The following is a 1,101-nucleotide window of genomic DNA, read 5'->3' as shown; positions in this document are numbered from 1 at the left end:
GAGCCGACATCGAGGTGCCAAACCATCCCGTCGATATGGACTCTTGGGGAAGATCAGCCTGTTATCCCCGGGGTACCTTTTATCCGTTGAGCGACACCGCTTCCACTTGCCGGTGCCGGATCACTAGTCCCGACTTTCGTCCCTGCTCGACCTGTCAGTCTCACAGTCAAGCTCCCTTGTGCACTTGCACTCGACACCTGATTGCCAACCAGGCTGAGGGAACCTTTGGGCGCCTCCGTTACATTTTGGGAGGCAACCGCCCCAGTTAAACTACCCACCAGGCACTGTCCCTGAACCAGATCATGGTCCGAGGTTAGAGGTCCAATTCGATCAGAGTGGTATTTCAACAACGACTCCACGATAACTGGCGTCACCGTTTCACAGTCTCCCACCTATCCTACACAAACCGAACCGAACACCAATACCAAGCTGTAGTGAAGGTCCCGGGGTCTTTTCGTCCTGCCGCGCGTAACGAGCATCTTTACTCGTAATGCAATTTCGCCGAGTCTACGGTTGAGACAGCTGAGAAGTCGTTACGCCATTCGTGCAGGTCGGAACTTACCCGACAAGGAATTTCGCTACCTTAGGATGGTTATAGTTACCACCGCCGTTTACTGGGGCTTAAATTCTCAGCTTCGCTCCCGAAGGAACTAACCGGTCCTCTTAACCTTCCAGCACCGGGCAGGCGTCAGTCCGTATACATCGTCTTACGACTTCGCACGGACCTGTGTTTTTAGTAAACAGTCGCTTCTCACTGGTCTCTGCGGCCCCACCCAGCTCAGACAGTAAATGTCGTCACCAGACAGGGCCCCCCTTCTCCCGAAGTTACGGGGGCATTTTGCCGAGTTCCTTAACCATAGTTATCTCGATCGCCTTAGTATTCTCTACCTGACCACCTGTGTCGGTTTGGGGTACGGGCCGTGTGAAAGCTCGCTAGAGGCTTTTCTCGGCAGCATAGGATCACTGAATTCGCCTCAATCGGCTACGCATCACGTCTCAGGCTATGTGCGACCCGGATTTGCCTAGGTCACGCCCTACACGCTTACACCAGTATTACCACTGACTGGCTCAGCTACCTTCCTGCGTCACCCCATCGCTTGG

General features: G+C 54.2%; 1 rRNA gene. It reads right to left on the bottom strand.

The window, feature by feature from the left end:
- Window positions 1-1,101: ribosomal RNA gene (locus ACFWAD_RS29925) — 23S ribosomal RNA — on the bottom strand; the annotation flags it as partial.

It is taken from the genome of Rhodococcus sp. NPDC059969 (genome assembly GCF_042738325.1).
Classification (GTDB): Bacteria; Actinomycetota; Actinomycetes; order Mycobacteriales; family Mycobacteriaceae; genus Rhodococcus_F.
The sequence above is the reverse complement of the archived record's forward strand: the minus strand, read 5'-3'. Positions and strand labels throughout refer to the sequence as shown.